Genomic DNA, 19,704 nt, shown 5'->3' on the forward strand with positions numbered 1-19,704 from the left:
TCCAAGCAAGCGGAAACGGTAAGAAAAGCACGGGACATGGCGTGATCGCCGTGGTTAGCGTGCGGGGCATGAGTCTCGTACGTCGTGCCACGGCGAAGGACGCGGAGGAAGTGCTGCGTCTGCGCCAGGTGATGATCGACACGTTGCCCGGTGGGGACAGTTCCACGGAGTGGCACACGGAGTCCCTGCCGTCGTTGAGGGAGCGGCTGGGCGAGGCGGACGGGGATTTCGCCGCGTTCGTCGTCGACCATCCGGACCGGCCGGAGGCGTTGGCCTCCCTGGTGGTCGGGACGGTCGACTACCGGATCGGGAAGGCGGGCAATCCGCGCGGGCTGGCGGGCTACGTCTTCAGCGTCGCCACCGATCCGCACGCCCGGCGTCGCGGGTACGCGCGCGCGTGCATGGACGAGTTGCTGGTGTGGTTCCGCGAGCGGGGCGCCGGGCAGGTCATGCTCACCGCGTCCCCGGAGGCCGAGCCGCTCTACGCCTCCCTCGGCTTCGTCCCCAAGCCGGACCCCACGATGATTCTGAGGCTCTGAGCGGCTTAGGCTCGTCAGCATGTCCTTGCAGCCCACGCAGAGCCTCGCACTGATCGAGAACTGGCCCGTTCCCACCGCCGCCGCGGGTGTCGTACGGGCCGACGGCACGGTCCTCGGCACCCACGGCCCGGTAGGGCACCGCTTCCCCCTCGCCTCGGTCACCAAGCCGCTGGCCGCCTACGCCGTGCTCGTCGCCTACGAGGAGGGCGCGGTCGAGCTCGACGAGCCGGCCGGGCCGCAGGGGTCGACGGTGCGGCATCTGCTCGCGCACACCTCGGGGCTGGCCTTCGACGAGCACCGGGTGACGGCCCCGCCCGGGGAGCGGCGGCTGTACTCCAACGCCGGGTTCGAGCAGCTCGGGGACCATGTCGCGAAGGCGACGGACATCCCGTTCGCCGAGTATCTGCGGCAGGCGGTGCTGGAGCCGCTGGGCATGACGGCCACGTCCCTGGAGGGCTCCCCGGCGAAGGACGGGGTGTCGACGGTCGAGGATCTGCTGCGGTTCGCGGCGGAGGTGCAGGCGCCGCGGCTGCTGGACCCGCGGACGGTCGCCGAGGCGATGACCGTGCAGTACCCGGGGACGAAGGGTGTGCTGCCGGGGTACGGGCACCAGAACCCGAACGACTGGGGGCTCGGCTTCGAGATCCGCAACGGCAAGTCGCCGCACTGGACGGGCTCTTCGTCCTCGCCGCGCACGTTCGGGCACTTCGGGCAGTCGGGTACGTTCCTGTGGATCGACCCGGACGCGCGGGCGGCCTGCGTCGCGCTGACGGACCGGGCGTTCGGGCCCTGGGCGGTCGAGGCGTGGCCGGCGTTCACGGACGCGGTGCGCGCCGGGCTGTAGCGGGGTCGGCGGCGAGGGAGTCGCCCTCTCCCTCGGTGTCGATGTGCGGCAGGACCTTGTCCAGCCACCGGGGCGTCCACCAGGCGTGCCGGCCCAGCAGCGTCATCACCGCGGGCACCATGAGCAGACGGACCACCGTGGCGTCGATGAGCACGCTGACGGCGAGGCCCAGGCCCAGCATCTTGACCACGATGTTGTCGCTGACGATGAAGGCCGCGAAGACGCTCACCATGATCAGTGCCGCGCAGGTGATCACGCGCGCGGTGATCTCCAGGGCGTGCGCGACCGACGCCTTGGCATCCCCGGTGCGCAGCCACGCCTCGTGCACACGGGAGAGCAGGAAGATCTCGTAGTCCATGCTCAGCCCGAAGATGATGGCGAACATCATCATCGGCACATAGCTCTCGATGGGCACCTTGCCGTTGACGCCCAGCGCGGGCCCGCCCCAGCCCCACTGGAAGACGGCGACGACGACGCCGTACGAGGCCGCGATCGACAGGACGTTGAGGACGGCCGCCTTGACGGCCACGAGCAGGCCGCGGAAGACCGCGAGGATGATCAGGAAGGCCAGGGCGACGACGACGCAGATGATCAGGGGCAGCCGGCTCGCGACGATGTCGCGGAAGTCGACCTGCGCGGCCGTGGTGCCGGTGACATAGCCCTTGGCGTCGGTGCCGGAGACCGCCCCGGGCAGGGTGTCGTCGACGAGCCGGTTGGTGAGGTCGGTGGTGTCCGCGTTCTGCGGGGACTCGGCGGAGTAGACGGTGCCGACCAGGACGTCCCCGTCCTGCGTGGGCGTGAGCGGCGTGACGAAGGACGTCCCGGACTCGTCGTTCAGGGCCTGCTGGGCCTTCGAGGCGAGGTCGGAGCGCTGTGAGTCCGGTACGGAGGTCTGGTCGATGACGATGGTGAGCGGGCCGTTGGAGCCGGGGCCGAACGCGTCGGTCATCAGGTCGTAGGCCCGCCGGTCGGTGAAGGACGTGGGGTCCGCGCCGTCGCCGATGTGGCCGAGTTGGATCGAGAAGAGGGGGATGGCCAGCACCGCGACCGTGACGACACCCGCGGTCAGGTAGCGCAGCGGATGGCGCTCCACGCGCTGGGCGTAGCGGTGCCAGGTGCCCGTGACCTCGGCGCCCGGTTCGGCGTCGGTCTCGGCGATGGGGCGGCGCAGGTGGTAGCGGTCGATATGGCGGCCGATCAGCCCCAGCATGGCGGGGACCAGGGTGAGGGCGCCCAGGACGGCCGAGACGACCGTGACGGCCGCGGCGACGCCGAGTTTGCCGATGAAGCTCACGCCGGACACCCACAGGCCCATGAGGGCGACGATCACCGTCGTACCGGACACGAGAACGGCGCGTCCGCTGGTGGCGGCGGCGTGGCCGGCGGCGCGCACCGGGTCCGCGCCGTCCAGGAGGCCCTGCCGGTGCCGGGTGATCAGGAACAGCGCGTAGTCGATGCCGACGCCGAGGCCGATCATCGTGGCGAGGGTGGGCGAGACCGTGGCGAAGGTGAACGCGGTGGCGAGCAGCCCCAGGCAGGCCAGGCCGCCGACCACCCCGATCAGCGCGGTGACCAGTGGCAATACGGCGGCGATCACACTGCCGAAGCCGATCAGCAGGACCACGATGGCGACCGCGAACCCGATCAGCTCGCTCACCCGGTCGTCGGCCTCGGGCCGGGCCAGCTCGCCGAGCGACCCGCCGTACTCGACGTCGGCGCCGGCGGACCTCAGCGGCTGTACGGCCTCGTCGACTCCGTCGAGGTAGCCGTCGCCGAGGAGGGAGGGCTGCTCGTCGAAGCGGATGGTGATGTAGGCGGTCCTCCCGTCGGAGGACACCGGGCCGACCTTGGAGGAGGTGGCGTCCAGCGGGTTCTGCACGGACAGGACGTGCGGCAGTTTCTGCAGGTCGGCGACGGTGGTCGACATCTGCGAGCCGAGCGAGGTCAGCGCCTTGTCGTCGTCGTGCATGACGATCTGGCTGCTGTATCCCCCGGCCTGCGGATCGTGCTGCTTCAGGACGTCCAGGCCCTCCTGGGACTGCACGTCGGACAGGGCGAAGTCGTCGGAGTACTCCCCGCCGTGCAGATGGTTCAGCGTCTGGAGCGCGCCCAGGGCCACCAGCCAGGCGATGATCACGATCACGAAGTGGTGGGCGCACCACTCGCCGAGTCGTCGCAGTCCCCCCTTCCGGGCCTTACCCGGTCCCCCTGTGGCTTTGCCGTGGGCCATGGCCTCGGCTCTTCTCTGCCGAGCGAGTGTCGGTCACCTCCATTGGACGCCACTTGCACCACTCCGGCATCTCAGCCCCCACGCCTACCTGGCCATCTCCCAGATCAGCAGCTCCGCCGCGCTCACCCCCACCGCCTCCACGTCCTCGGCGTCCGTGATGCGCACCGCGTCGCCGGCCGCCAACTCCTCGCCGTCCAGGCGCACTTCACCACGCACGACATGCACGTACACGAACGCCCCGTCCGGCACCGCGGTCCGCTCCCCCGGCCCCAGCCGCCGTACGTGGAGCATCGCGCCCGCCTCCGGGACGGCGTACGGCGTCGAGTCCGCGATGCCGTGGACGATCTCGTACGCCGGGTCGCCGCCCGGCGTCAGCGGCGCCAGCCAGGTCTGGAGGAAGGTCAGGGGCGTGTCGGCGTCGTTGCGTTCCACGTGCCGTACGCCGCCCGCCGAGCTCAGCCGCTGGACGTCGCCGGGGCCGACCCGGGTCTCGTGGCCCGTGGAGTCGCGGTGGGTCAGTTCGCCCTCGACCACCCATGTGACGATCTCGGTGTGGCTGTGCGGGTGCTCGTCGAAGCCGGCGCCGGGGGCGAGCCGCTCCTCGTTGCAGGCGATCATCGCGCCGAAGCGGAGGTTGTCCGGGTCGTAGTGCGGGCCGAAGGAGAAGGCGTGGCGTGACGCGATGCCCGCTGCCTCATCCCCTCCGGGGTAGCGCTCCGCGGCGCGCCGTACGTCCATCACGGGCACCACCGTAGACCCATCGGGGACCTTGTCCGGGACCTGCCGAGGAGCTCACCCGCGACCCCTCTGGCACGCGCTCGCGTCCGGATAAGGCAGTCTTGTCCCCGTGCCCGAACCCGAACCCAGTAAGTCCCCAGCCTCCGTGCACGACGTCCACGCGCACTCCGCGACCCTGAAGCGGCTTGAGAAGTCAGCCGGTTCTCTCGCCGCGCAGGCCATCGCGCGGATGGACGAGACACTGCCGTGGTACCGGGCCATGCCCCCGGAGAACCGTTCCTGGATCGGTCTCGTCGCCCAGGCCGGTATCGCAGCCTTCACCGAGTGGTTCCGGCATCCGGACGCGCCGCAGGCCATCTCCACCGACGTCTTCGGGACCGCTCCGCGCGAGCTGACCCGGGCCATCACCCTGCGGCAGACCGTCGAGATGGTGCGCACGACCATCGAGGTCATGGAGTCGGCCATCGACGAGGTGGCGGCGCCCGGCGACGAGAGCGTGCTGCGGGAGGCGCTGCTCGTGTACGCCCGGGAGATCGCCTTCGCGACCGCCCAGGTCTACGCCCAGGCCGCCGAGGCACGCGGTGCCTGGGACGCACGCCTCGAGTCGCTCGTCGTGAACGCCGTGCTCAGCGGCGAGGCCGACGAGGGGGCCGTGTCGCGGGCCGCCGCGCTCGGGTGGAACTCGCCCGAGCATGTGTGCGTGGTGCTCGGGACCGCGCCCGACGGGGACAGCGAGCTGACCGTCGAGGCCATCCGGCGGGCCGCCCGGCACGCCAAGCTGCAGGTGCTCACCGGGGTGCTCGGGGACCGGCTCGTCGTCATCGCGGGCGGCAGCGACAATCCGATCGCGGTCGCGAAGTCGCTGATCGGGCCGTATGCCGCCGGGCCGGTCGTGGCGGGGCCGGTCGTACCGGATCTGCTGGCCGCCACGCGGTCCGCGCAGGCCGCCGCAGCCGGGCTGAAGGCGTGTTCCGCCTGGCAGGACGCCCCGCGGCCGGTGCTCGCGGACGACCTGCTTCCGGAACGCGCCATCGCGGGTGATCCGAGCGCGCGCGAGCAGTTGGTGGAGGAGATCTACAGACCGCTGGAGGAGGCCGGGTCGGCCCTTCTGGAGACGCTCTCGGTCTATCTCGAGCAGGCGAGCAGTCTGGAGGGCGCGGCACGGATGCTCTTCGTGCATCCCAACACCGTGCGCTACCGGCTTCGACGTGTGACTGACGTCACCGGTTGGTCGCCGTCCGATGTACGCTCCGCGTTCACTCTGCGGATCGCGCTGATCCTGGGGCGTCTGGTCGACGGCGATCTCCAGCTCTAGGCTTTTGTCGGGGGCCCACAAAACCCCCTCGTGTTCTTCGTCCTTGTCCCCACGGGCGGCGTCGGCCGTCCCCAAGAGAGAGTGTGAGAGTGCTCGTACTCGTCGCTCCCGGCCAGGGCGCCCAGACGCCCGGCTTCCTGACCCCCTGGCTCGAACTGCCCGGTGTCCGCGGTGCCCTTGAGGCGTGGTCCGACGCCGTGCAGCTCGACCTCGTCCGTTACGGCACCGAGGGCGACGCGGAGGAGATCCGCGACACCGCGGTGGCGCAGCCGCTGCTGGTGGCCGCCGGACTGGCCTCGGCGTCCACGCTCTTCGACGACCCCGCGGAACTGCCGCGGAAGCTCGGCGCCATCGCCGGGCACAGCGTCGGCGAGCTGACCGCCGCCGCGCTCGCCGGGGTGCTCTCCGACGAGGAGACCGTCCGGCTGGTGCGCGCCCGTGGCCTGGCCATGGCCGAGGCCGCCGCGATCACCGAGACCGGGATGTCGGCGCTGCTCGGCGGCGACCCCGAGGTGAGCGTCGCGCACCTGGAGAAGCTCGGCCTGACCCCGGCGAACATCAACGGCGCCGGCCAGATCGTCGCCGCGGGCACGATGGAGCAGCTCGCCGCGCTGAACGAGGACAAGCCCGAGGGCGTGCGCAAGGTCGTCCCGCTGAAGGTCGCCGGCGCGTTCCACACGCACCACATGGGCCCCGCGGTCGAGAAGCTGGCCGAGGCCGCCAAGGAGCTCGTCCCGGGCGATCCGAAGCTCACCTACGTCTCCAACAAGGATGGCCGCGCGGTCGCCACCGGCGCCGAGGTGCTGGAGCGCCTCGTCGGGCAGGTCGCCAACCCGGTCCGCTGGGACCTGTGCATGGAGACCTTCAAGGAGCTCGGCGTCACGGCCCTGATCGAGGTGTGCCCGGGCGGCACGCTGACCGGTCTGGCCAAGCGCGCGCTGCCCGGTGTGAAGACCCTGGCGCTCAAGACCCCCGACGACCTGGACGCTGCTCGCGAGCTCATCGCAGAGCACGCCTGACAAGGAGCCCGGAGCATGGCGAAGCTGAAGCCCAGCAAGGGCGCCCCGTACGCGCGCATCCTCGGGGTCGGCGGTTACCGTCCGACCCGGGTGGTGCCCAACGAGGTGATCCTGGAGAAGATCGACTCGTCCGACGAGTGGATCCGTTCGCGCTCGGGCATCGAGACGCGGCACTGGGCGAACGACGAGGAGACCGTCGCCGCGATGTCGATCGAGGCGTCCGGCAAGGCGATCGCCGACGCCGGGATCTCCGCCGAGCAGATCGGCGGCGTGATCGTCTCGACCGTGTCGAACTTCCGGCAGACCCCGGCCGTCGCGACCGAGATCGCCGACAAGCTCGGTACCAACAAGGCCGCCGCCTTCGACATCTCGGCCGGCTGCGCGGGCTTCGGCTACGGCCTCACCCTCGCCAAGGGCATGATCGTCGAGGGCTCCGCCGAGTACGTCCTCGTCATCGGCGTGGAGCGGCTCTCCGACCTCACCGACCTGGAGGACCGGGCGACGGCCTTCCTGTTCGGCGACGGCGCCGGCGCGGTCGTGGTCGGCCCCTCCCAGGAGCCGCACATCGGCCCGACCGTGTGGGGCTCCGAGGGCGACAAGTCCGAGACGATCAAGCAGACGGTGCCGTGGAACGAGTACCGCGTCGGTGACCTCGACAAGCTCCCGCTCGACAGCGAGGGCAACGTCAAGTTCCCTGCGATCACGCAGGAGGGCCAGGCGGTGTTCCGCTGGGCCGTGTTCGAGATGGCGAAGGTCGCCCAGCAGGCGCTGGACGCGGCCGGAATCACCCCGGACGACCTGGACGTCTTCATTCCGCACCAGGCCAACGAGCGGATCATCGACTCGATGGTGAAGACACTCAAGCTGCCGGAGCACGTCACGGTCGCCCGCGACGTGCGCACCACCGGCAACACCTCGGCCGCCTCGATCCCGCTCGCGATGGAGCGGCTCCTGGCGACCGGCGAGGCGAAGAGCGGCGACACCGCGCTAGTCATCGGATTCGGGGCGGGTCTCGTTTACGCCGCCACGGTCGTTACTCTCCCCTAGGCACTCCGTGCCGGATCTTCTGAGCCGGCACGGGAAACGCACCACCTGCCGCTTCCGCGGTGGGAGCCAAACCCTCTGAGATATCTACGAAGGAGCGCCAAGATGGCCGCCACTCAGGAAGAGATCGTCGCCGGTCTCGCCGACATCGTGAACGAGATCGCCGGCATCCCGGTTGAGGACGTCCAGCTGGACAAGTCCTTCACCGACGACCTGGACGTCGACTCGCTGTCCATGGTCGAGGTCGTCGTCGCCGCCGAGGAGCGCTTCGACGTGAAGATCCCGGACGAGGACGTCAAGAACCTCAAGACCGTGGGCGACGCGACCGACTACATCCTCAAGCACCAGGGCTGATCTTCCGATCAGGCCTGGGGCTGCCTGCCCCGCCACCCGGCGGTGGCGCCGCTGAATCCTCGTATCCGTTGGAGAAAGAATTCCCGTGAGCCCGACCAATCGCACCGTGGTCGTCACCGGTATCGGCGCAACCACACCGCTGGGTGGCGACGCAGCCTCTACCTGGGAGGGCCTGATCGCCGGCAAGTCCGGTGTCAAGCCCCTGGAGCAGGAGTGGGCCGCCGAGCAGGCGGTCCGTATCGCCGCGCCGGTCGCCGTGGAGCCGACCGAGGTCATCCCGCGGCCGCAGGCCCGCCGACTGGACCGCTCGGCGCAGTTCGCGCTGATCGCCGCCCAGGAGGCATGGAAGGACGCCGGCTTCGAGGCGAAGGCCGGCGAAGACGGCAGTGTCGACCCGGACCGCCTCGGCGCGGTCATCGCCTCCGGCATCGGTGGCGTGACGACGCTGCTCGACCAGTACGACGTGCTCAAGGAGAAGGGCGTCCGCCGCGTCTCCCCGCACACCGTCCCCATGCTGATGCCGAACAGCCCCTCCGCCAACGTGGGTCTGGCCGTGGGCGCCCGGGCGGGCGTGCACACGCCGGTCTCCGCGTGTGCGTCGGGTGCCGAGGCCATCGGCTACGCCATCGAGATGATCCGTAGCGGCCGTGCCGACATCGTGGTCGCGGGTGGCACGGAGGCGGCGATCCATCCGCTGCCCATCGCCGCGTTCGGCAACATGATGGCGATGTCCAAGAACAACGACGACCCGCAGGGCGCCTCGCGTCCCTACGACGTCGCCCGCGACGGCTTCGTCCTCGGCGAGGGCGCCGGCGTGATCGTCCTGGAGTCCGCCGAGCACGCCGCCAAGCGCGGGGCGCGGGTGTACGCCGAGGCGGTCGGGCAGGGCATCTCCGCCGACGCCCACGACATCGTGCAGCCCGAGCCCGAGGGCCGCGGCATCTCGCAGGCCCTGCAGAACCTGCTGGACCGTACCGACCTGGACCCGGCGGAGATCGTGCACGTCAACGCGCACGCGACGTCGACGCCGGCCGGTGACATCGCGGAACTCAAGGCGCTGCGGAAGGTGTTCGGTGACGACGCCGACCACATGGCGGTGTCCGCGACGAAGTCGATGACCGGGCACCTGCTGGGTGGTGCCGGTGGTGTGGAGACCGTGGCCACGGTGCTCGCGCTGTACCACCGGGTGGCTCCGCCGACCATCAACGTCGAGAACCTCGACCCGGAGGCCGAGGCGAACGCCGACGTCGTCCGCGGTGAGGCGCGCAAGCTGCCCGTCGAGGGCCGGATTGCCGCGCTGAACGATTCGTTCGGGTTCGGTGGGCACAACGTGGTGCTGGCGTTCCGGACGGTCTGATTTCTTGCCGTGAACGGCGAGTGGCCCGTACCCCGGGTTGGGGGCGGGCCACTCGCCGTTTCGTCATTTGTTGTCGGCCGGGTGCGAGCCGGTGGGGGCTGGTCGCGCCCACGCGGCGGAGCCGCAAATCGATACAGCCCCGCGCCCCTGAAAAACCGGCGTTGCCGCCCAAGCTCCTCTAGACGACCTGGTGAAGCCAGCGGACCGGGGCGCCTTCTCCCGCGTACCGGAACGGCTCCAACTCGTCGTCCCACGGCTTGCCCAGGAGCTTGGCGATCTCCGCCTCCAGGTCCGTCTCTCCGCCCTGTGAGCGGGCCAGGGCCGCGCGCAGGCGGTCCTCGGGGATCAGGATGTCACCGTGGATGCCCGTCACCGCGTGGAAGATGCCCAGGTCGGGCGTGCAGCTGTAGCGCTCGCCCTCGGCGGTGGGGCAGGGCTCGGCCGTGACCTCGAAGCGCAGGAGGTGCCAGCCGCGCAGGGCCGAGGCCAACTTGGAGGCCGTGCCGACCTCGCCCTGCCAGCTGAACTCCGAGCGCCAGGTGCCGGGTGCGGCAGGCTGCCGGATCCAGTCGAGGTTGACGCGCGTGCCGAGGACGCCGGCGACGGCCCACTCGACGTGCGGGCACAGCGCGCGCGGAGCGGAGTGCACGTACAGAACTCCCCGTGTCGTCACCGGTACCTCCGGGCAGAGCGGACATCTTGCGAACTGGCGGACGATCGTGGCCGGGCAGCCACGTTGATGGCGAGGCTACCGTGCGGCGGCGCAAGGAGTGTGACGTACCGTCGCTCCCGATGCCGTCAAACATCCACCATTCACCCGGCAGGACGCTTGTACGGGTGTGAGCCGTTGCATGAGCGGGGTGGGAACCCTTGTGCGTTGTCATTGGTTGGAAAGCATGACTTGGAAAACCATGACGGGGCCGACGAGGGGATGGACCAGGGATGCGGAAGCGTCGGCACGTTGCGCGCGCTGTCCTCGCCACCGTGACCGCGGGGGCCGTGCTGGGCGTCGCCGGCTGTGACGCCGTCGGCGGCAACTCCCCGGCCCCGTCGGGCACCGAGGCGCAGAGCGCGCGGCCGTCGCCGAAGCCGACCCCTGCCTGGGACCGCAGCCCCGCCTCGATCGCGGCCGTGGGCGACTCCATCACGACCGGCTTCGACGCCTGTACGGTCCTGTCGGACTGCCCCGAGGTCTCGTGGGCGACCGGCAGCAGCGCGCAGGTCGACAGCCTGGCCGTACGGCTGCTGGGGAAGACGAAGGCGGCCCAGCGGAGCTGGAACTACGCGGTGACCGGGGCGCGGATGGCGGACGTGGCCGGGCAGATGGCCCGGGCGGTGGCACGCGAGCCGGAGCTGGTGACGGTGATGGCGGGGGCCAACGACGCCTGCCGGGACACGGCCGACGCGATGACCTCGGTGGCCGATTTCCGGACCCAGTTCGAGGACGCCATGAGCACACTGCGGGACGCCCTGCCGAAGTCCCAGGTGTACGTGGCGAGCGTGCCGAATCTGATGCGGCTGTGGGAGCAGGGCCGGACGAACCCGCTGAGCAAGCAGGTGTGGAAGCTCGGTATCTGCCCGTCGATGCTGAGCGACCCCGACTCCCTCACCACACTGGCGAACCAGCGGCGCGAGTCCGTGCAGGAGCGGGTCGAGGCGTACAACAAGGTGCTGGAGGAGGTCTGCGCGAAGGACCGCCGGTGCCGTTTCGACGACGGTGCGGTGTACGAGTTCCGCTTCGGTACGCAGCAGCTGAGCCAGTGGGACTGGTTCCACCCGAGTGTGAACGGTCAGGCACGGCTGGCCGAGATCGCCTACCGGACGGTCACGAACTAGGGTTCCGCTCATGAGCGAACACTTCGGCACACTTTCCGACGGCTCGGAGGTCCGGCGCTGGACCCTGGAGCGCGCGGGCGTGCGGGTACGGGTGCTGTCGTACGGCGGGATCGTGCAGTCGCTGGAGGTGCCGGACCGGGACGGGCGTACGGCGAACGTGGTCCTGGGTTTCGCCGACCTGGACGGCTATCTGTCCCACCCGGGGCCCTATTTCGGCGCCCTCATCGGGCGGTACGCCAACCGGATCGCGGGCGGCCGTTTCCCGCTGGACGGCCTGACGTACGCGCTGGAACCCAACAACCCGCCCAACTCCCTGCACGGCGGCGAGCGCGGCTTCGACAAGCGGGTGTGGGAGGTGGCACCGGTCGAGCACGGGGTGCGCCTCAGCCGGGTCAGCCCGAACGGCGAGGAGGGCTTCCCCGGGCGGCTGGAGGTGTCGGCGACGTACACCCTGTCGTCCGACGGAGCGCTGCGGATCGCGTACGAGGCGGTGACGGACGCGCCGACCGTGGTGAACCTGACCAACCACGGCTACTTCAACCTCGCCGGTCCGCGGGCGGGGAACGCGGGCGGGCACGAACTGCGGCTGGCCGCCTCCCGGTTCACGCCGGTCGACGCGGATCTCATTCCGACCGGCTCACTGGACGAGGTCGCGGGCACCCGCTTCGACTTCCTCCAGGCGCGCAAGGTGGGCGCCGGGTACGACCACAACTTCGTGCTCGACAAGGGGGTCACTCAGAACGCGGAGGAGGTCGCCGAGCTGTACGACCCGTCGACCGGGCGGGCCATGACGGTGGCGACCACCGAGCCCGGCCTCCAGCTCTACACCGCCGACCATCTGACCGAGCCGTTCGCCCCGGGCGACGGGATCGCGCTGGAGACCCAGCACTTCCCGGACTCCCCGAACCGGCCGCAGTTCCCGAGCACGGTGCTGCGGCCGGGCGAGGTGTTCCGTTCGGAGACGGTGTACGGCTTCTCGGTGCGCTGATCCACCGCACTCGCGCCCCTGAGAGCCCGCGTCCACAGGCTCTGGACACCACGAGCCCCGGTCCGGGCGTCAGGACCCGGACCGGGGCTGTTCCTGGGGTACTTCTCCCGGGTCAGACGTTAATCGTCGTCGCCACTCGACGGTCGGCGATCGAGCGTCCCACCTGGATCTCGTACGAACCCTTCACAAAAGTCCATGAATTGGTCTTCTCGTCCCACGTCTCGAAGGCCCGGCGCGGCAGTTCGACCACTGCCTCGACCGTCTCCCCCGGGCCCGCCTCCACACCGGCGAACCCGGCCAGCCACCGCGCGGGACGGTCGGCGTCGGTCTCGGCCGGCGCGAGGTAGACCTGCACGACCTCCCGTCCCGCGCGCCCGCCGGAGTTGCGGACGCGGACGGTGACCGTGGTGCCCTCGGCCTCGGCGGACTCGTACGTCCAGTCGGTGTAGCCGAGGCCGTGCCCGAAGGGGTACGACGGGACCCGGCCCTCCTTCTCCCAGGCGCGGTAGCCGATGAAGACGCCCTCGGTGTAACGGAGTTCGCCGTCGATCGGGACGACCCGGCTGACCGGGGCGTCGGCCAGGGAGCCCCATGTGGTGGGCAGCCGGCCGCCGGGCTCGTGCGTGCCCGTGAGGACGTCCGCCAGGGCCGCGCCGCCCTCCTGGCCGGGGAACCAGCTCAGCAGCACGGCGGCGACGTCCTCGCGCCAGGGCAGCTCCACCGGGGAGCCGGAGTTGACGACCACGACGGTGTTCGGGTTGACGGCGGCGACGGCGCGGACCAGGTCGTCCTGACGGCCGGGCAGTGTCAGGTCCTTGCGGTCGAAGCCCTCCGACTCGACCCGGTCGGTGGTGGCGACCACGACGACGGCCGTGTCGGCGTCGCGGGCGGCCTCGACGGCCTCGGAGATCAGCTCGTCGGGGTCGCGCTGCGGCTCCTGGTGGGCGAGCGTGAACCCGATGACCTTCATCGGGGTGTCCTCGGGGAACTCGACGACGTGACCGAGCATGACGTCGACCGGTTCGCCGGCGGTCAGTTCGGGCTGGGCGCGGGGTACGGGGGCACCGAAGAAGGCGGCGAAGGGGTCGTCCTTGGCGGGGCGCTGGACGTCGTCGTAGTACGTCGTACCGTCGATCGTGAGCGTGAAGGCGCCGACGCCCTTGATGCCGAAGGTGTGCGGGCCGGTGGCGCGCGGGGTGAAGGTGCCGGTCAGCTCGACGGTGTGCAGTGCCTCGTGGGTGACGCCCTCGGGGAGGTCGTCGCCCATCCACTGGATCTGTCCGCTGGGCGCCGACCCCGTGCCGATGACGTTCCCCTGCGCGTCCCGGCACACGGCCCGCAGTTCGAAGCCCTTGTCGGCGACGCCGAGTTCGGTGTTCGGGTCGGCGCCGACGGCGTAGGTGAGGGCGCCCTCGGGGAGGGCGGCGGTGAGTCCGTCCAGCGGGGAGACGATCCGGTCGGGGAAGACGGTGGCGGAGCCGCCGCCGAGGACGCGGGCGTCGCGGGCGGCGGCTCCGATGAGGGCGACGCTGCCGTTCGGCCGCAACGGAAGGGCGCCCTCGTTGCGAACCAGGACGAAGGAGCGGCGGGCGATCTCGCCGGCCAGGTCGCCGCCGTCGACGGCCTCGGGCAGCTCGGTGACGACCGGCTCGGCACCCTCCAGGATGCCGACGCGGGCGGCGAGCCGCAGGACGTTGCGTACGGCCTCGTCGACCTTGGCCTCGGTCACCTCGCCGTCGCGGACGGCCCGGGCGAGGGCCTCGCCGTAGACGGTCCGCGGGCCGGGCATGGCGACGTCCAGGCCGCCCTCGATGGCGGCGACGGTGTCGCGGGCGGCCATCCAGTCGGAGACGTTGTAGCCGTCGAAGCCCCACTCACCGCGCAGGACCTCGTTCACCAGATAGTGGTGCTCGGTCATCGTCGTGCCGTTGACCGTGTTGTAGGCGGTCATGATGCCCCAGGGGTGGGCGTTCTCGACGATGATCTCGAAGGGCGCCAGGTACAGCTCGCGCAGGGCGCGTTCGCTCACGGTGTTGTTGACGGTGAAGCGCTCGGTCTCGGCGTCGTTGGCGACGAAGTGCTTGACGGTGGTGCCGACGCCGCCGGACTGGACGCCGTTCACATAGCCGGCGCCGATCGTCCCCGTCAGGTACGGGTCCTCGCTGTACGCCTCGAAGTGGCGGCCGCCGAGCGGGGAGCGGTGGAGGTTGACGGTCGGGGCGAGGAGCACATGGACACCCTTGCGGCGGGCCTCCTGGGCGAGCAGCACCCCTGCCCTGCGGGCGAGTTCGGGGTCCCAGGTGGCGGCGAGGGCCGTGGGCGAGGGCAGCGCGACGGAGGGGTCGTCGGCGGTCCAGTGGACGCCTCGGACGCCGATCGGTCCGTCGGACATGACGAGGGAGGGCAGGCCGATCTCGGGGAGCGCGGGCAGGGTCCAGGTGTCCTGGCCGGAGAGCAACCGCGCCTTCGCGTCGAGGTCGAGCCGGGCGAGAGCGGCCTCTACGACCGCCTCACGTGCTGCATCGGCCTGGGTGCGGGTTCCCGCCATCGGGATGCCTCCTCGTTGAGTCCGTGCACGTCTCCATCCCTTCCTCGGCACCTGCGAAGCACTCGAAACCGCAACCATCAATTCTCACCGAGCGGTACACGCGCGTGCGGGCGAGCATGGCGGAGGTGCTGCGCGCCGAGTACGGCGACCGGCTGCCGAACGGGCTCACGCCCGAGCGCACCGCTCCGGGACTTCCTCAGGCTGCTGGGCGAGAACCCGACGGGTCAGCGCTGACGGCGGCGACGACCTCGACCTCCAGCAGAGCCTCCGGCCGGAACAGCCTCGGCACCTCGAAGGTCATGCTGGTGGGCGGGGTGCCGGTGAGGAACTGCCGCCGTACGGTGCCGTATTCCTCCAGCGTGCCGATGTCGGTGAGGCAGGTGCGGATGTTGATGACGTCCGACAGGCCGGCCCCGTGGGCCTTCAGCAGCGCGGCGATCGTCTCGAAGATGCCGCGGGTCTGCTCGGCGACGGTGGCGCCCTCGGCGATCTGCCCGGAGAGGAACAACAGGGCGCTGCCGTCGGCGTGTTCGACGCGGGCGACCTGGGAGTAGTACGGGCTGAGGGGCTGGGGTGCGGCGGCCGGGTTGTCGATGGTGATCTGCATGGCGTCGACGCTAGGTCCGGGCTTGAGATGCGACAAGCGAATGTCCAGCATGGCAGGCATGCCGAATCAGCATGAGTTTCCCGAGCTGTCCACCGTGTGGCTGAGGGCGTTCCTGGAGGTCGCCCGACAGGGCTCGTTCACCGTGGCCGCGCGGACGCTCGGGTGGACCCAGTCCGCGGTGTCCCGTCAGATCTCCTCGCTGGAAGGGGCGTTGGGCGGCGCCCCGCTGTTCGACCGGCTGCCGCGGGGTGTGCGGCTCACCGAGGCCGGGCGGGTTCTCGTGCCGTACGCCGAGGCCGTCGCGGAGTCGTTGCAGGGGGCCGTGCGGGAGCTGGCCGCGCTGCGTGAAGTGGCCGGCGGGCGGCTGCGGTTCGGGGCCTTCGCCACGGCCGACGCGGGGCTGGTGCCGCAGGCGCTGGCCGCCTTCCGTGCCCGCCACCCACGCGTCCACGTGACCCGCGAGGAGGGCTTCACACCGGTCCTGCTGGACCGGCTCACCGCGGGCCACCTCGATCTGGCGGTCGTCTCGACGACCGGCCGGGCACCGCTGGAGGCGTACGAGGTCCATCACCTTCTCGACGAGTCCCTGTACGTCGCCGTGCCGGCCGCGCACCCCCTGGTGGACCGGGACGGGCCCGTGCGGCTGGGCCAACTCGCCGACGCCGACTGGATCTCGGGCAGTTCCCGCCCGGAGGGCACCCTTCTCGACGCGGCCCTGCGGCAGGGCTTCCGGCCGCGGGTCGCGCACGTCGTCGGGGAGTGGACCGCCAAGCAGGGCTACGTCGCCGCGGGCCTCGGTGTCGCCCTGGTGCCGGCGCTGGCCGCCGGGTCCGTGCGGCCGGATGTCCGACTGGTGCCGGTGCTCGACGAGGGCGGGCCGGCGCGGGCGGTGTACGCGGCGACGGTGCGGGGGCGGTCGCTGTCGCCGGCCGGGGAGGAGTTCCTGGGGGCGCTGCGGGAGGCGGCGGGGAAGATGTCCCGCACCATGGCGTAGACCACTCCCGCCAGGCGATACTTCCGGCGTCCCGCACGACGCACGCTCTGCCACACCCCCCACCGTGACGGAAGGACCGGAACTCCCTTGAATTCCATACGCGTTCGGATCGGCGTCCTCGGCCTCGCCCTGATGGCCGGCCTCTCGGCCCCGACGACCGGGGCGTCCGCCGCCGAGACGGCGCCCACGCCGACCGTCGAGGAACAGCGCCTCGACAAGGCGGTCCCCCAGGAGATCCTGCGACGCTCCGGATTCGACGCCCTGACAGCGGACTTCACCCGCGACCTCGGCACCGCGCGCTCCTACGCCGAGGCCCGCCTCGTCGTCGTACGCGAGGGGGCGCGGCTGTGGCGGAGGGCGGTCGACCGGGCGCAGGGGCGGGGGCCGGCGGGCGGTGATCTGAGCCGGGACGACGATCGGCCGTTGTACTGGGCGCGGTTGTCGATGACGCGGGAGGTGCGTACGTGGGAGCCGGGGTTCGGGTTGAGTGACGGTCAGCGGCGTGCGCTGCTGGACGCGCTGGAGCGGAGCTCGCGGGGGCAGGGTGACCTTCGCTACCCGCACGGTGGGAAGGGGATCAGGAGGGTCCTCGTGACCGGGTTCGACCCCTTCACCCTCGATCGGGACATCCGTATCTCCAACCCGTCCGGGGCCACCGCGCTCGCGCTCGACGGCACGGTGATCGAGACGGCGGACGGGCCGGCGCGGGTGGAGACCGCCGTGTTCCCGGTGCGCTGGCAGGACTTCGCTGGGGGCACCTCCCAGGCTTTCGGCACTGGGGGAGGGACGGTGGAGCGGACGCTGCGGCCGTATCTGAAGCAGGTCGATCTGTTCACGACCGTGAGTCAGGGGCGGGTCGGGAGGTTCGACATCGAGCGGACCAACGGGGCGTGGCGGGGTGGGTTCCCGGACAACGAGAACATCGGGCGGACCGAGACGATCCCTGTCGTGGACCCGGCCTCGCAGCCGCAGTGGACGTCTACGACGCTGCCGTACAGGGAGATCGTCGCCGCGAGCACCGGTCGTTTTCCCGTGTACGACAACACGAGTGTGACGGAGATTCCGGCGGGCGGCGGGGAGCCGGTCGTGCGGCCGGACGGGCCGACGGCGGGGTCCGTCGCGCGGGCCGGGGGTGGGGGGAACTACCTCTCCAACGAGATCGCCTATCGGGCGACGCTGCTGCGGGATCGGCTGGGGCTGCACGATGTGCTGCCGGGTGGGCATGTGCACACGCCGGTGCTGCAGTTCGGGGCGGGGAACGCGGATCCTGCGACGGGGGTGGTGACGGATCCGGAGTTCGTGCGGAACCGGGTGGACATCGTCGCGCAGGTGCGGGCGATCTTGGGGGTGGCTGTGGATGCGGCGTTGACGTCGCCGTCGGGTTCGTAGGCGTTCGGTGTCGGTGCGGGCATCGGGGTTCTTTCGCCCCGCCGCCCCTACCCGTCCCGTCCCCGGGGGCTGCCGCCCCCGGACCCCCGCTTCGGCCCTGAACGGGCCTCGCCCTCAAACGCCGGACGGGCTGAATTTACCTGGGCCTCAGACGCCGGACGGGCTGGAGTGCGCCGGCCATCCGTCAGAGGGCGCGTCTTCTCGGCCCCGCCCCTCCTCGGTCTCCTCCCCCATCAGCTCCCGCGCCATCAGCGTCGCCCCCGCCACCGCACCCGGCATCAGGAACACCGCGACGAACGGCACCAGGAAGGCCGCGGCGAGGGGGGTGCCGAAGCCCCAGATCAGGGTCTTGCGGGCGCGGAGGAGGGTGAGGCGGTCGCGGAGTTCCACCCGGCGGCGCTGGAGGGCCACGGCCGTGAGTTCCTCGGTGAGGAAGAAGCCCGTGACGGCGATGCCGATCACCGGTACGGCCGTCTGGCCGACGACCGGGATGAAGCCGAGGGCGAAGAGCAGCACGCCCCAGACGGCGGCGCGCAGCACGATCCGCAGGCTGTCGCGGCCCGAGATCCACAGCTCGCGCCAGAGCGGCAGGCCGGACTCGGGGGCGGTGCCGTCGGGGGAGACGTCCCGGTCGACCTTCTCGGAGAGGTTCTCGTAGAAGGGCTGGCCGATCAGGAGCGTCACGGCGGTGAAGGTGACGACCGAGAGGAGCAGGCCCAGGGCGAACAGGACCGCGGTGAGGAGGCCGCGGAACAGGCCCTGCCAGGGGCTCGACCAGTCGTCGGCGAACGGCGTCGACCAGGACACGAAGTCCTGGCCCCACAGCGCGAGCGCGACCAGCGCGGCCGCGTAGAGCACCAGGGTGATCAGGCCCGGGACCAGCCCGAAACCGTACTGCTTGCCGTGCCGGGCCACCCATCGCTGGCCCTTGAGGAGATATCCGAAACCGACACCAAGATCGCGCATGGAAGGAACTCTAGTCCGGGGGTGTCACACGGGAGTCACGGTGGTTTTCGGGCCTGGTCACCGTCACCGCCTCACATGGGGGTGACGGTCACCACGACCCCCTGCTCGGCCGCCGGGCTCACCGCCGCCGACACCCGTACCGCGAACGCCCGTGCCACCCGCCCCGCCTGCGACGCCCCGGCCAGCAGGAGGGGCTGCAGGCGTTCCAGCCCGGCCACCAGGAACTCCTCCCCGGCGATGAGGACCGGGCGGGCCGCCTTCGTGGTGGCCGCCGCTGCCTCGGTGAGGTCGGCGAGGGGTGGGAGGGTCACGCGGACGACGTTGGCGCCGGCGGCGGCCGCGCGTTCGGCCAGGGCCACCTGGAGCGGCATCAGGGTAGCCAGCGCGGCCGTCAACGCGTCGGCGATCCGGCGGAGTTCGGGGGACGACTCGCGCAGGACCTCGGCCGCGGAGCGGAGCAGCGGGGTCAGGGCGAGCAGCGTGCCCGCCGCCAGGCCGGCCGCGGCCGGCAGCAGGGGCGAGGTTGCCTCGACCAGTTCGCCGAGCGCCGTCGCGAACTCCTCCACAGCGGGTTCCACCGCGTCCAGCACCGGCAGCAGGCTGTCGCCGAGGGCCGCCAGCAGGGCGTGTGCCGGTTCGCTGAGCGGGTGGACCGCGAGGGGCGCGCCGCTGGTGCCGAGGCGGGTGAGGGTCTCGACGATGCGGTAGAACGCCTCCTGGGCCTGCGGCGATGCGCTCGCCTCGGCCAGTTCGGCGGTGGTCTGCCGCAGTACGCGCAGGACCTCGGCGCCCGAACCGTCTCTGGGGTCGAAGGTGTTGATCGCGATACGGGTGATGTTCCCGGCCGTGTCCAGGAGTTGGCCGGTGATGTCGGTCGTGCTGCGTGCCATGCGCAGTACGTCGTCTCTGCTGGGGAGCGTGGGGATCGTAGCCATG

18 protein-coding genes and 1 pseudogene are annotated in these 19,704 nt (G+C 71.3%); 12 read left to right on the forward strand and 7 right to left on the reverse strand.

The features are described 5' to 3' along the window. Positions 1-68: 68 nt before the first annotated feature. Both ABD932_RS09855 and ABD932_RS09860 read left to right on the forward strand, forming a co-directional pair. Positions 69-539 carry a GNAT family N-acetyltransferase gene (locus tag ABD932_RS09855; RefSeq protein ID WP_345010764.1) on the forward strand — a complete coding sequence of 157 codons (471 nt, stop codon included), beginning with the start codon at positions 69-71 and terminating at the stop codon, positions 537-539. Between the two features lie 19 nt (positions 540-558). Next, the gene (locus ABD932_RS09860; RefSeq protein WP_345010766.1) at positions 559-1,383 is read left to right on the forward strand and encodes a serine hydrolase domain-containing protein; all 825 of its coding nucleotides are present in this window, start codon (positions 559-561) and stop codon (positions 1,381-1,383) included. Here the strand turns inward: ABD932_RS09860 and ABD932_RS09865 are convergent. Continuing rightward, entirely contained in the window at positions 1,355-3,613 is a 2,259-nt protein-coding gene (locus tag ABD932_RS09865; protein WP_345010768.1) for an MMPL family transporter, read from the reverse strand. The two genes, ABD932_RS09860 and ABD932_RS09865, sit on opposite strands and share 29 nt — an antisense overlap. An 84-nt stretch (positions 3,614-3,697) precedes the next feature. Further along, positions 3,698-4,351, reverse strand: a complete 654-nt coding sequence (locus ABD932_RS09870) for a pirin family protein (protein WP_345011478.1) — start codon at positions 4,349-4,351, stop codon at positions 3,698-3,700. A gap of 109 nt (positions 4,352-4,460) precedes the next feature. On the opposite strand from ABD932_RS09870, the gene ABD932_RS09875 reads away from it, so the two are divergent. From ABD932_RS09875 to fabF, 5 genes are all read left to right on the forward strand, one after another. Further along, entirely contained in the window at positions 4,461-5,666 is a 1,206-nt protein-coding gene (locus ABD932_RS09875; protein WP_345010770.1) for a PucR family transcriptional regulator, read from the forward strand. Positions 5,667-5,755: 89 nt separating this feature from the next. Next, the gene (locus ABD932_RS09880) at positions 5,756-6,685 is read left to right on the forward strand and encodes an ACP S-malonyltransferase (RefSeq protein ID WP_345010772.1); all 930 of its coding nucleotides are present in this window, start codon (positions 5,756-5,758) and stop codon (positions 6,683-6,685) included. A gap of 15 nt (positions 6,686-6,700) precedes the next feature. Next, positions 6,701-7,732 (forward strand): ketoacyl-ACP synthase III, encoded by a 1,032-nt coding sequence (locus tag ABD932_RS09885; protein ID WP_345010774.1) that lies wholly within the window; start codon positions 6,701-6,703, stop codon positions 7,730-7,732. Between the two features lie 102 nt (positions 7,733-7,834). After that, entirely contained in the window at positions 7,835-8,083 is a 249-nt protein-coding gene (locus ABD932_RS09890; protein WP_004001566.1) for an acyl carrier protein, read from the forward strand. 85 nt (positions 8,084-8,168) lie between these two features. Continuing rightward, the gene (fabF, locus tag ABD932_RS09895) at positions 8,169-9,440 is read left to right on the forward strand and encodes a beta-ketoacyl-ACP synthase II (protein WP_345010792.1); all 1,272 of its coding nucleotides are present in this window, start codon (positions 8,169-8,171) and stop codon (positions 9,438-9,440) included. Between the two features lie 178 nt (positions 9,441-9,618). Here the strand turns inward: fabF and ABD932_RS09900 are convergent, their stop codons facing one another. After that, on the reverse strand, positions 9,619-10,113 hold the full coding sequence (locus ABD932_RS09900) for a DUF3145 domain-containing protein (protein ID WP_126391931.1): 495 nt from the start codon (positions 10,111-10,113) through the stop codon (positions 9,619-9,621). 269 nt (positions 10,114-10,382) lie between these two features. Here ABD932_RS09900 and ABD932_RS09905 point away from each other — a divergent pair, with 269 nt between their 5' ends. Both ABD932_RS09905 and ABD932_RS09910 read left to right on the forward strand, forming a co-directional pair. After that, a complete protein-coding gene (locus ABD932_RS09905; protein ID WP_345010795.1) occupies positions 10,383-11,276 on the forward strand; it encodes an SGNH/GDSL hydrolase family protein in 894 nt (297 codons plus the stop codon). Positions 11,277-11,286: 10 nt separating this feature from the next. Further along, on the forward strand, positions 11,287-12,264 hold the full coding sequence (locus ABD932_RS09910; RefSeq protein WP_345010796.1) for an aldose epimerase family protein: 978 nt from the start codon (positions 11,287-11,289) through the stop codon (positions 12,262-12,264). A 112-nt stretch (positions 12,265-12,376) separates the two neighbouring features. On the opposite strand, the gene ABD932_RS09915 is transcribed toward ABD932_RS09910, so the two are convergent. Beyond that, on the reverse strand, positions 12,377-14,812 hold the full coding sequence (locus ABD932_RS09915) for a glycoside hydrolase family 3 protein (RefSeq protein ID WP_345010798.1): 2,436 nt from the start codon (positions 14,810-14,812) through the stop codon (positions 12,377-12,379). Positions 14,813-14,895: 83 nt separating this feature from the next. Between ABD932_RS09915 and ABD932_RS09920 the strand changes: the two are divergent. Then, positions 14,896-15,000 (forward strand): annotated as a pseudogene (locus ABD932_RS09920) (TetR family transcriptional regulator); the annotation flags it as partial. Between the two features lie 8 nt (positions 15,001-15,008). On the opposite strand, the gene ABD932_RS09925 reads toward ABD932_RS09920, so the two are convergent. Next, positions 15,009-15,419 (reverse strand): RidA family protein, encoded by a 411-nt coding sequence (locus ABD932_RS09925; RefSeq protein WP_345010800.1) that lies wholly within the window; start codon positions 15,417-15,419, stop codon positions 15,009-15,011. 49 nt (positions 15,420-15,468) lie between these two features. On the opposite strand from ABD932_RS09925, the gene ABD932_RS09930 reads away from it, so the two are divergent. Next, positions 15,469-16,413 carry a LysR family transcriptional regulator gene (locus ABD932_RS09930; RefSeq protein WP_425587444.1) on the forward strand — a complete coding sequence of 315 codons (945 nt, stop codon included), beginning with the start codon at positions 15,469-15,471 and terminating at the stop codon, positions 16,411-16,413. A gap of 87 nt (positions 16,414-16,500) precedes the next feature. Beyond that, positions 16,501-17,802, forward strand: coding sequence for a pyroglutamyl-peptidase I (locus tag ABD932_RS09935; protein WP_345010803.1), 1,302 nt, complete (start codon positions 16,501-16,503; stop codon positions 17,800-17,802). A 147-nt stretch (positions 17,803-17,949) separates the two neighbouring features. Here ABD932_RS09935 and ABD932_RS09940 read toward each other — a convergent pair whose 3' ends face one another. After that, complete coding sequence (locus ABD932_RS09940) at positions 17,950-18,768, reverse strand: EI24 domain-containing protein (protein WP_345010805.1); 819 nt, start codon at positions 18,766-18,768, stop codon at positions 17,950-17,952. A gap of 71 nt (positions 18,769-18,839) precedes the next feature. After that, on the reverse strand, positions 18,840-19,703 hold the full coding sequence (locus ABD932_RS09945) for a hypothetical protein (RefSeq protein ID WP_345010807.1): 864 nt from the start codon (positions 19,701-19,703) through the stop codon (positions 18,840-18,842). Between the last annotated feature and the right edge of the window lies 1 nt (position 19,704).

This window comes from Streptomyces shaanxiensis (assembly GCF_039537145.1).
Classification (GTDB): domain Bacteria; phylum Actinomycetota; class Actinomycetes; order Streptomycetales; family Streptomycetaceae; genus Streptomyces; species Streptomyces shaanxiensis.

What these genes read in the sequence shown, in the direction of transcription:
- ABD932_RS09855 (WP_345010764.1), top strand. Translation starts at nt 69, where the DNA reads ATGAGTCTCGTACGTCGTGCCACGGCGAAGGACGCGGAGGAAGTGCTG.
- ABD932_RS09860 (WP_345010766.1), top strand. Translation starts at nt 559, where the DNA reads ATGTCCTTGCAGCCCACGCAGAGCCTCGCACTGATCGAGAACTGGCCC.
- ABD932_RS09865 (WP_345010768.1), bottom strand. Translation starts at nt 3,613, where the DNA reads ATGGCCCACGGCAAAGCCACAGGGGGACCGGGTAAGGCCCGGAAGGGG.
- ABD932_RS09870 (WP_345011478.1), bottom strand. Translation starts at nt 4,351, where the DNA reads ATGGACGTACGGCGCGCCGCGGAGCGCTACCCCGGAGGGGATGAGGCA.
- ABD932_RS09885 (WP_345010774.1), top strand. Translation starts at nt 6,701, where the DNA reads ATGGCGAAGCTGAAGCCCAGCAAGGGCGCCCCGTACGCGCGCATCCTC.
- ABD932_RS09890 (WP_004001566.1), top strand. Translation starts at nt 7,835, where the DNA reads ATGGCCGCCACTCAGGAAGAGATCGTCGCCGGTCTCGCCGACATCGTG.
- ABD932_RS09905 (WP_345010795.1), top strand. Translation starts at nt 10,383, where the DNA reads ATGCGGAAGCGTCGGCACGTTGCGCGCGCTGTCCTCGCCACCGTGACC.
- ABD932_RS09910 (WP_345010796.1), top strand. Translation starts at nt 11,287, where the DNA reads ATGAGCGAACACTTCGGCACACTTTCCGACGGCTCGGAGGTCCGGCGC.
- ABD932_RS09915 (WP_345010798.1), bottom strand. Translation starts at nt 14,812, where the DNA reads ATGGCGGGAACCCGCACCCAGGCCGATGCAGCACGTGAGGCGGTCGTA.
- ABD932_RS09925 (WP_345010800.1), bottom strand. Translation starts at nt 15,419, where the DNA reads ATGCAGATCACCATCGACAACCCGGCCGCCGCACCCCAGCCCCTCAGC.
- ABD932_RS09930 (WP_425587444.1), top strand. Translation starts at nt 15,469, where the DNA reads ATGGCAGGCATGCCGAATCAGCATGAGTTTCCCGAGCTGTCCACCGTG.
- ABD932_RS09940 (WP_345010805.1), bottom strand. Translation starts at nt 18,768, where the DNA reads ATGCGCGATCTTGGTGTCGGTTTCGGATATCTCCTCAAGGGCCAGCGA.
- ABD932_RS09945 (WP_345010807.1), bottom strand. Translation starts at nt 19,703, where the DNA reads ATGGCTACGATCCCCACGCTCCCCAGCAGAGACGACGTACTGCGCATG.